Annotated in this window: 13 protein-coding genes; all 13 read left to right on the plus strand. The window is 71.5% G+C overall.

Features of this window, described 5'->3' with window-relative positions; translation table 11 throughout:
- The first annotated feature begins 66 nt into the window (after nt 1-66).
- The 13 genes from ACGFIA_RS28510 to ACGFIA_RS28570 all read left to right on the plus strand — a co-directional run bounded on the left by ACGFIA_RS28510 (nt 67) and on the right by ACGFIA_RS28570 (nt 7,696).
- Entirely contained in the window at nt 67-465 is a 399-nt protein-coding gene (locus ACGFIA_RS28510) for a transcriptional regulator (RefSeq protein WP_393262999.1), read from the plus strand.
- Complete coding sequence (locus ACGFIA_RS28515) at nt 465-671, plus strand: hypothetical protein (protein ID WP_393263002.1); 207 nt, start codon at nt 465-467, stop codon at nt 669-671. The genes ACGFIA_RS28510 and ACGFIA_RS28515 overlap by 1 nt, the downstream gene beginning before the upstream one ends.
- A 95-nt stretch (nt 672-766) precedes the next feature.
- Nucleotides 767-940 (plus strand): hypothetical protein, encoded by a 174-nt coding sequence (locus tag ACGFIA_RS28520; protein ID WP_393263004.1) that lies wholly within the window; start codon nt 767-769, stop codon nt 938-940.
- On the plus strand, nt 940-2,589 hold the full coding sequence (locus ACGFIA_RS28525) for an FtsK/SpoIIIE domain-containing protein (RefSeq protein ID WP_393263007.1): 1,650 nt from the start codon (nt 940-942) through the stop codon (nt 2,587-2,589). The genes ACGFIA_RS28520 and ACGFIA_RS28525 overlap by 1 nt, the downstream gene beginning before the upstream one ends.
- Nucleotides 2,586-2,903, plus strand: a complete 318-nt coding sequence (locus ACGFIA_RS28530; protein WP_393263010.1) for a spread protein — start codon at nt 2,586-2,588, stop codon at nt 2,901-2,903. Before ACGFIA_RS28525 ends, ACGFIA_RS28530 begins: the two co-directional genes overlap by 4 nt.
- An 18-nt stretch (nt 2,904-2,921) precedes the next feature.
- Nucleotides 2,922-3,110, plus strand: a complete 189-nt coding sequence (locus ACGFIA_RS28535) for a hypothetical protein (RefSeq protein ID WP_393263013.1) — start codon at nt 2,922-2,924, stop codon at nt 3,108-3,110.
- Nucleotides 3,107-3,364, plus strand: coding sequence for a hypothetical protein (locus ACGFIA_RS28540; RefSeq protein ID WP_393263016.1), 258 nt, complete (start codon nt 3,107-3,109; stop codon nt 3,362-3,364). The genes ACGFIA_RS28535 and ACGFIA_RS28540 overlap by 4 nt, the downstream gene beginning before the upstream one ends.
- Complete coding sequence (locus ACGFIA_RS28545; RefSeq protein ID WP_393263019.1) at nt 3,361-3,942, plus strand: hypothetical protein; 582 nt, start codon at nt 3,361-3,363, stop codon at nt 3,940-3,942. Before ACGFIA_RS28540 ends, ACGFIA_RS28545 begins: the two co-directional genes overlap by 4 nt.
- Complete coding sequence (locus ACGFIA_RS28550) at nt 3,939-4,376, plus strand: hypothetical protein (RefSeq protein ID WP_393263021.1); 438 nt, start codon at nt 3,939-3,941, stop codon at nt 4,374-4,376. Before ACGFIA_RS28545 ends, ACGFIA_RS28550 begins: the two co-directional genes overlap by 4 nt.
- Nucleotides 4,364-4,597: a hypothetical protein gene (locus tag ACGFIA_RS28555; protein WP_393263024.1), complete on the plus strand. Its 234-nt coding sequence runs from the start codon at nt 4,364-4,366 to the stop codon at nt 4,595-4,597. The genes ACGFIA_RS28550 and ACGFIA_RS28555 overlap by 13 nt, the downstream gene beginning before the upstream one ends.
- The gene (locus tag ACGFIA_RS28560; protein ID WP_393263027.1) at nt 4,594-6,351 is read left to right on the plus strand and encodes a replication initiator; all 1,758 of its coding nucleotides are present in this window, start codon (nt 4,594-4,596) and stop codon (nt 6,349-6,351) included. Before ACGFIA_RS28555 ends, ACGFIA_RS28560 begins: the two co-directional genes overlap by 4 nt.
- Complete coding sequence (locus ACGFIA_RS28565; RefSeq protein WP_216931321.1) at nt 6,351-6,548, plus strand: helix-turn-helix domain-containing protein; 198 nt, start codon at nt 6,351-6,353, stop codon at nt 6,546-6,548. Before ACGFIA_RS28560 ends, ACGFIA_RS28565 begins: the two co-directional genes overlap by 1 nt.
- Nucleotides 6,549-6,583: 35 nt before the next feature.
- Nucleotides 6,584-7,696 (plus strand): tyrosine-type recombinase/integrase, encoded by a 1,113-nt coding sequence (locus ACGFIA_RS28570; RefSeq protein ID WP_393263029.1) that lies wholly within the window; start codon nt 6,584-6,586, stop codon nt 7,694-7,696.
- Nucleotides 7,697-7,797 lie beyond the last annotated feature (101 nt).

Here is a 7,797-nt window from a genome sequence, read left to right on the forward strand (position 1 = left end):
GGGTTAGGTTACCTGCATCACAGAGACCGGATCGCCGGTCAAGTCGCAGCAGCGAAGGAGCAGGCCATGGCCCTCAGGGGTGGTACGCGGTTCTCGGTTCCGTTCGAGGCGGTCTTTCCGCACGGCGCGGCGTTCGTGCCGGACTCGATCGCGGAAGCTCAGGACTTCAACGAGGTGACCCGGCAGCGGACGCCGGCCAAGGACAAGGTGACCGGGCAGCGGGTGTGGCAGTGCCGGGTGATGGACATGGACCCGGAGTTGGGGTCGCGGTCGCGTGAGGTGGCGATCAAGATCCTGGCCGATCACCAGCCGGTCCCGCCGGTGGGTCCGTTCCAGCCGGTGGAGTTCGAGGGCCTGACGGTCACCCCGTACGTGGGCAGCAACGGCCGGCTCGCGTTCTCCTACCGGGCCACGGCGCTGGTGGCGCCGAAGACCCTGGCCGAGACGCGCGGCAAGGCCGCCTGATGGCTGCGGACAACGTCTCCCCGGTGCGGCGGAAGCAGGTCGCGAAGCTGATGCGTCTCGCCCGCGTGCAGTCGAAGGCCGCCGATCGCGACGTGCTCAGCGCGGAGTTCGAGGAAGCGCGAGCAGCGACCCATGCGGCGTTGCGGGAGTCGACGCCGGAGGAGAAGTACCAGGCTCGGCGGGCTCTCGGGTCCGCCAGCAACTGACCACATATGGCGCGGGGCGGTCTCGGCCCTAGGAAAGCTCGACCGCCCCGCTGCCCTCTCCAAAACCCATCTCGGCCTGGAAGGGCAGGTTCATCATGCCTGTTGTCCTGGACTGGACGCGCGGTGCGGGTGCCGGCGAGCCGGTCCCGTGTGTCATCTGCGGTAAGCCCGCGATCTGTCGGAGCCCGTCGGGCAAGCCGGTGCACAAGGTCTGCGCGGAGGCGTGGATCGAGCAGCGCAACACCAACGGCCGTCAGGCGGTGGCGTGATGGTGCGGGCGCCGCTGGTCAACTTCCGCCGGTTCCAGATCTCGGCTCCGTGGCCGCTGGTCTGGACCGTCACCGCTCTGTTCCTCCTGTTCCGCCTTCTCGCCGCCGTGGTCCGCCTCGGTCTGTTCGCGCTGCGGCACTGGCGGGCCTGGCCGGGCGTGGCCCTGGTCCTGCTCGCCGTCGACACCTACCGCGCGCATGGCTGGTGGCCTCACCTCTTGGTCGCCGTCGTCCTCGCCGCTGCCGGTGGCGTGTGGTGGTGGCGTGGCCGGGATTCGTTCCATCGGCTGATCGTGCTGCGGGCCGTGTCGGTGTGGCGGCGGCTGTGGGTGTACCGGCGGCAGTGGCACGAGGTGATGTCGCTGTGCGGGTTGGTGAAGAAGTACGACGGCGGTGAGGTGGTGCCGCGGCTGTTGTCGGTGCGCTGCTCCTACGCCACGGACGAGCTGGTGCTGCGGATGCCGAAGGGCCAGAACCCGGAGGTGTACCACAAGGCGGCCCGGGATCTGGCGTACTCGTTCGGCACGCGGCATTGCCGGGTCTTCTCCACCCGCCGCCACCCGATCCCGCACCGCACCGGCCGTCTCGCGTTCGTGCTGCGGCTGATCGATCGGGTGCGGTTCCGCGACCGGCCCCGGCACGTGTGGCTGGTGTTCATCCGCCGTGACCCGCTGACCCGCATCGTGGCGCCGCTGCCGGTGCCGGCCCGCCCGGACTTCACCGCCCTGCCGCTCGGTTTGCGGGAGGACCTGGCCGCGTACTGCTTCCGGCTCCTCGCGACGCACGTGCTCATCGGCGGCGCTACCCGGATGGGCAAGGGCTCGGTCATCTGGTCCCTGCTGCGCGCCCTGGCTGCGGGGATCCGGTCGGGGCTGGTGCGGGTGTGGGCGATCGACCCGAAGGGCGGCATGGAGCTGGCGATCGGTCGGCCGCTGTTCTCCCGCTACGTCGACGACGACTGGTCACGCATGGCGGATCTACTCGAAGACGCCGTGGCCCGGATGCGCGCCCGTCAGCAGATCCTGCGCGGCAAGGCCCGCGTGCACACCCCGACCGTCGATGAGCCGCTGATCGTCGTCGTCATCGACGAGATCGCCGCGCTGCTGGCGTACCTGCCCGACTCCGAGGTGCGCCAGCGGATCACGCAGGCGCTGGGGCTGCTGCTGTCACAGGGTGCCGGCCTCGGCGTCCTGGTCGTGGCCGCCACGCAGGACCCGCGCAAGGAAGTCGTCTCGGTGCGGGACCTGTTCCCGACCCGCATCGCCCTCGGCCTGACCGAACGCGGCCACGTCGACCTGCTCCTCGGGGACGGCGCCCGCGACCGCGGCGCACTGGCCGATCAGATCCCGCTGTCCGGCAAGGGCGTGGCCTACGTCCTGCTGGATGGCCAGCCCGAGCCGGCTCGGGTCCGGTTCTCCTACATCTCCGATGACGTGATTCGGGACATGGCCGCCACGTTCCCGGCTCCGCCGGAGACGCAGCCGGAACCCGTCGTCCAGCCGGCGGCGCCCAAGCCCCGCGCAAGCACCGGCAACGGCCGGCACACCTACCGGCCCACCCCGCCGAAGCAGGGCGCGCCGCTGCTGCCGCCGTCGCTGCTCAACGCCCTGGACCTCAACGGCACCACGAACGGGAGTGACCCCCGATGACCCACCACGAGATCCCCGAGGGCGCTGCGGTGCGGATGCCCTACGCCGATGAACCCGACGAGCAGGAGCAGACCCCGGAGCCGCGCCGCTTCTACCGGCTGCGCGCCCCGCACGTCGACAAGGCCTCGGTCCCGGTCACGGTCCGGGTCACCCCCGACGCCGACCTTTACATCGCCGTCGGTGCCGGCCGGCGCCGCATGTACCTGACCCCGGCTGAGGCGTGGGCGCTGTGGCGCTGCCTGTCCGAAGCCGTCGCCTCCACGGGCGAACCGCCGGAGTGGATCCGCGTGCACGTCAACCCCACCACCCGCTGACCTTCCTGGGAGCTTCTGATGCGTACCCGTCGCCTCAACCGCCGGCCGATCCGCCGCACCTGCCTCGACCTGCTCCACACCGACCCCGACCAGACCTGCCCCTACTGCGCCCCCGACCCCGACGGCACCGACGTCATCGCCGCCGCGCTGCGCCAGCACGCCGAGATCGCCGCCGAAGACGCCGAAGCCTGGGGATGGGCGGCATGACCGGCCGTTCCGGGAGCGGTCCGTTCGCGCTGCCGGTCGCAGTGTTCGTCGTCGGCTGGGGCGGCCCCGTGCAGCTCGTCACCGACCCGGATGACTGCTCGCTGTGCCAGCAGCGCGGCGAGGTGCAGATCTGGAACCCCGAGATGACCGACGGCCTGACCTACGAACTGACCGCGCCGGCTCACCGCATGTGGAAGGTCCCCTGCCCGGTCTGCCGGCACACCGACTTCACCCGATGGGAGGCCCCGAAGTGAGCGCCACTCGCCTGAGCACGAGCCGACTCGAAGCCGTCGCCCTGGTCCTCATCCTCCTCGTGGTCGCCGGGACCGCCGGGTGGGCGTCCTTCTCCCACGTCCACGACTGGACCATGCGCCACGTCCCCGACGGCACCCCCGACGCGTTCGGCTGGGCCAACGCCGTGCTCTCGGACCTGGTGCCGGTGGCGTGCCTGCTCGACATCCGCCGCCGCCGACGCCACCGCCACCCGATCGGCTACCCGGTGTTCCTGATGCTGGCCTTCGCCGCGTTCTCTCTCGCCGCGCAGCTCGCCGTGGCGGATGCGAGCCCGTCCGGGTGGCTGCTGTCCGCGCTGCCTGCGCTGGCGTTCATGGCCCTGACCAAGCTCGTCTTCACCGGCACCCCCACCCCTGCACCCGCCCGGCCGACCCCGACCCCGGCACCGGCACCGGAGCCGGTCGACGCCGAACCCGTCAACGTTCCCACCGCTCCGGCGCCCGTCTTCACGCCACCGGCGCCGGTTCGGTCGGCGCTCGTGTCGTCGGTGGTGCAGGCCCCGCGTAACGGCCACATCGTCTCGGAGGTGACCCGATGACCCGCTCCCTGGCCCACCGCACCGAAAGTCCGAGCGGCGCACTGACTCGCCGCGTGATCGGCACCCCGGCTGAGGTCGCCGCCGCCCTTGCGGTCCTGCGCGAGTCGGGCCGGCTGATGTTCGCCGACCGCCCCCGCCAGCACCCCGACGGACGGGTCACGGTCACCGTCCGGTTCCTCGACACCGCCCGCACCGCCCCGCCCGTGGTGCGTCGGCTGCGCCGCGGCCGGGTCATCGCCGCCACCGCCATCACCACCGCGGCTGCCGGCGCCCTGGCCGGAATCGGCTACCTCGCCGTTCAGGTCGCGCACACGGTGCAGCGCAACGCGCCCGCCGCCGTCGGCGTGGTCCTGGTCCTCATCGTCCTGGCCGTGCTGCTGCTGCGCCGCAAGGCGACCTGCGCCGGGCTGCACTGCTCGGGATGCCGGCACTGACCGCCATGGGCTGGCCCACCTACTGCGCGCGCTGCCGTAGGTGGGCCACCGCCCTCATCGAAGCCAGCCAGCCCGGCACCGGCCGCTACCGCGCCGAGACCGCCTGCGCCCGCCACGAACCCGCCGCCCGCCGATGGGCCAGCCACGCCGGCCCACCCCGCTCCACCCCGATCGGCCCTGCACCCGCTGTCCTGTTCGAGCTCCCGGAGGTGACCCGATGACCGCCCCGACCCTGCCCGGCCTCACCCCCGATCCCGCCCCGCCCGCCGACCCGGTGGCCGTTCCCGCCGACCTCGCGCCGGCGCCCGGCACTCGCGCCGCCCGCCTCGCACTGCCGATGTCGCGCAAGGTGCTCACGGAGATGGCCGCCGAGTACGGCGTCTGCCTGCACCCGGTCACCCTGCGCCGCACCGACCTGCACACCGGCCTCACCGAAGTCGTGGATCTGCCCTGCGGCTCCACCCGCGAAGACAAGTGCGAGCCCTGTGCGAAACGCGCCCGCCGGCTGCGCCAGACCCAGATCCGCGAGGGCTGGCACCGCACCGACGAACCGGCACCCGGCCCGAACCCGGCCACCGACGCGCAACGCGAGCTGATCCTGCTGCGCGCGCACCTGGAGTTCGCCCGCGACGAAGCCCAACGCGCCGCCCAGTTCGACCAGGTCCCCGACATCGACGACGCGATCGGCGAGGTAGAGGAAGCCATAGCCGCCGAAGGACTCCGCGGCGCCGTCGCCCCCGCCCACGACCAGGACGACGACGACAACCACGGCCGGCGCAAGCGCTCCACCCGCCGCCGCCAAGACGCACCCGACCTACCCCGCAAGAAGGTCGAACCCCGCACCGTCGGAAAGGTCTACACCGCACCCGACGGAACCGAACACCGGCCGTCCATGTGGTTGTCGCTCACGCTCGACACCTACGGCCGGGTCCTACCCGACGGCACGCCGGTCGACCCCGGCAGCTACGACTACCGGCGGGCCGCGTGGGATGCGGTGCACTTCGCTCGGCTCCTGGACCGGTTCTGGCAGAACCTGCGACGGTGCGCCGGCTGGAACGTCCAATACGCTGGCTGCGTCGAGCCCCAACGACGCCTCGCCCCACACGCTCACTTCGCCATCCGCGGCACCATCCCGCGCACCGTGCTGCGGCAGGTCGCCGCCGCCACCTACCACCAAGTCTGGTGGCCACCCGCTGACGAACCGGTCTACACCCTCGACCGGCCACCGGTCTGGGACCCCGACCGCGCCGAGTGGATCGACCCCGACACCCGCGAGCCGCTGACCACGTGGGCTGACGCCCTGGACCTCATCGACACCGACCCCGACGCGCAACCCGCGCACGTCGTCCGGTTCGGGCCGCAGGTCCACGCCGAAGGCGTCACCCCGGGCACCGTGCACGCTAACCGCACGATCGGCTACATCACCAAATACATCACCAAGAGCGCAGCCGACTGCCACAAGCCCGACACCGACCGGCAACGGGACCACCTCGACCGGCTCTGGCACCAACTCCGGGTCACGCCGTGCAACGAGCGGTGCGCCAACTGGCTGCTCTACGGCATCCAGCCGAAGAAGGCCCACGGACGCCTGCAAGCCGGACGCTGCAAAGGCAAAGTCCACCAACGCGCCACCCTCGGCATCGGCGGCCGACGCATCCTCGTCTCCCGCGACTGGTCCGGAAAGACCCTCGCCGACCACCGGGCCGACGCCCGGGCCTGGGTGCGCAACCTCCTCGGCGTCACCGTCGGCGCCAACGACGCGGATGCCGTCGGCCAGGACGACCCGCCCGCGTACGCCTGGGAACTCGCCCGCCCCGACGACCCCGACCTACCGCCCCTGCAACACCGACTCCTCAAGGCGCTGTCGCAACGCGCTCAGTGGAAGGCGGCGCTGCTCGCGGCGAGGGACAAGGCGACGCAGGTTCCCCCGGTTCCGACCCGATCCGATCTCGACTCTCCGGAAGGACGTGCGTGATGATCCAGCCCCGCGCCGTGGCTCCCAAGAGCGTCCGGCCCGCCGAAGCTGCTGTCCTGCTGGGCGTCTGCCGGGACACCGTCTACGTCCTGATGCGCTCCGGGCGTCTGCGGTCGATCAAGGCTGGCCGGGCTCGCCTGATCCCGCTGGCGGCGATTGATGAGTTCCTGTCGGCTGATGAGGAGTTTGCGGCATGACGGGCCGTCGTCGTCGGGCTCATGGGGAAGGCTCGGTGTACGAGCAGCGGCCGGGCGTGTGGGCTGCGGTGATCGATCTCGGCTGGATCGACGGGAAGCGAAAGCGGAAGTACGTCTACGCCAAGACCGAGGCGGAAGCGGTCCGGAAGCGCGACGAGCTGCGGCGCCAACTCCAACTCGGGGTCGACCTCACCGCGCAGCCTCGGACCGTGGAAGCCTGGCTCACCGAGTGGCTGCGGGACGTGAAGGCTCACGACGGCACCCGGCCGTCGACGCTCGTCCGCTACCGCCTGGCGGTGACCAAGCACCTGGTGCCGGGTCTGGGTCGGGTGAAGCTCGACCGACTGACGCCTCGGGAGGTACAGCGGTTCCTCACCGGGCTTCGCGGCAAGCTCGCGCCGGCCAGCATCATCAAGGTGCATGCGGTTCTGCGCGTGGCCCTGGCCGACGCTGAGCGGATGGACCTCGTCGCGCGCAACGTTGCCAAGGCGGCCAAGCCACCCGCCCTTGGCCGGATCGAACGGCGGGCACTGACTCCCCAGGAGGCCAAGCAACTGCTGTCGGTGCTCACCGGGGACCGGTTGGAGTCCCTGTTCGCGCTGGCGCTCGCCACCGGGCTTCGCCGGGCGGAACTGCTGGGCCTGCGCTGGTCGGATGTCGACCTGCCCGGTAAGGCGCTGTTCGTTCGCCAGACGGTCCAGCGCACCGACCGCGGCTTGGAGTTCGTACCGCCGAAGACGCACCGGTCAAGCCGACCTCTGCCGCTGTCCGCGCTGGCGGTCCGGGCATTGGAGGCTCAGCGGGTCCGGCAAGCCAAGGAACGGCTTGCGGCGGGGGAGCTGTGGTCGGACTTCGGATTGGTCTTCGCCAGCACGATCGGCACCCCGATGGAGCCGCGGAACGTCAATCGGCGCTTCGAGCAGCTCCGGGCCGTGGCCGGTCTGGACTGGCTGCACCTGCACGACCTGCGCCACGCATTCGCCACGTTCCTGCTCGACCAGGGCGAGGAGCTGCGCACGGTGATGGAGCTGCTCGGGCACTCCACGATCCGGATGACGGCCGACACCTACGGGCACGTCCTGCCGGCGCGGGCTCGTCAGGCTGCCTCGGCCATCGACCGAGTCCTCGGCGAGGAGGGGACGGCGTGACCGCTTGGCTGTACGAATGGCTGTACTCGGACCCGAGATCAACCGGGGAAAGTGCTGGTGGAGCCCAGGGGACTCGAACCCCTAACCCCTGCCTTGCAAAG

The sequence above is a fragment of the Micromonospora sp. NPDC049203 genome, assembly GCF_043197215.1.
Lineage (GTDB): Bacteria > Actinomycetota > Actinomycetes > Mycobacteriales > Micromonosporaceae > Micromonospora.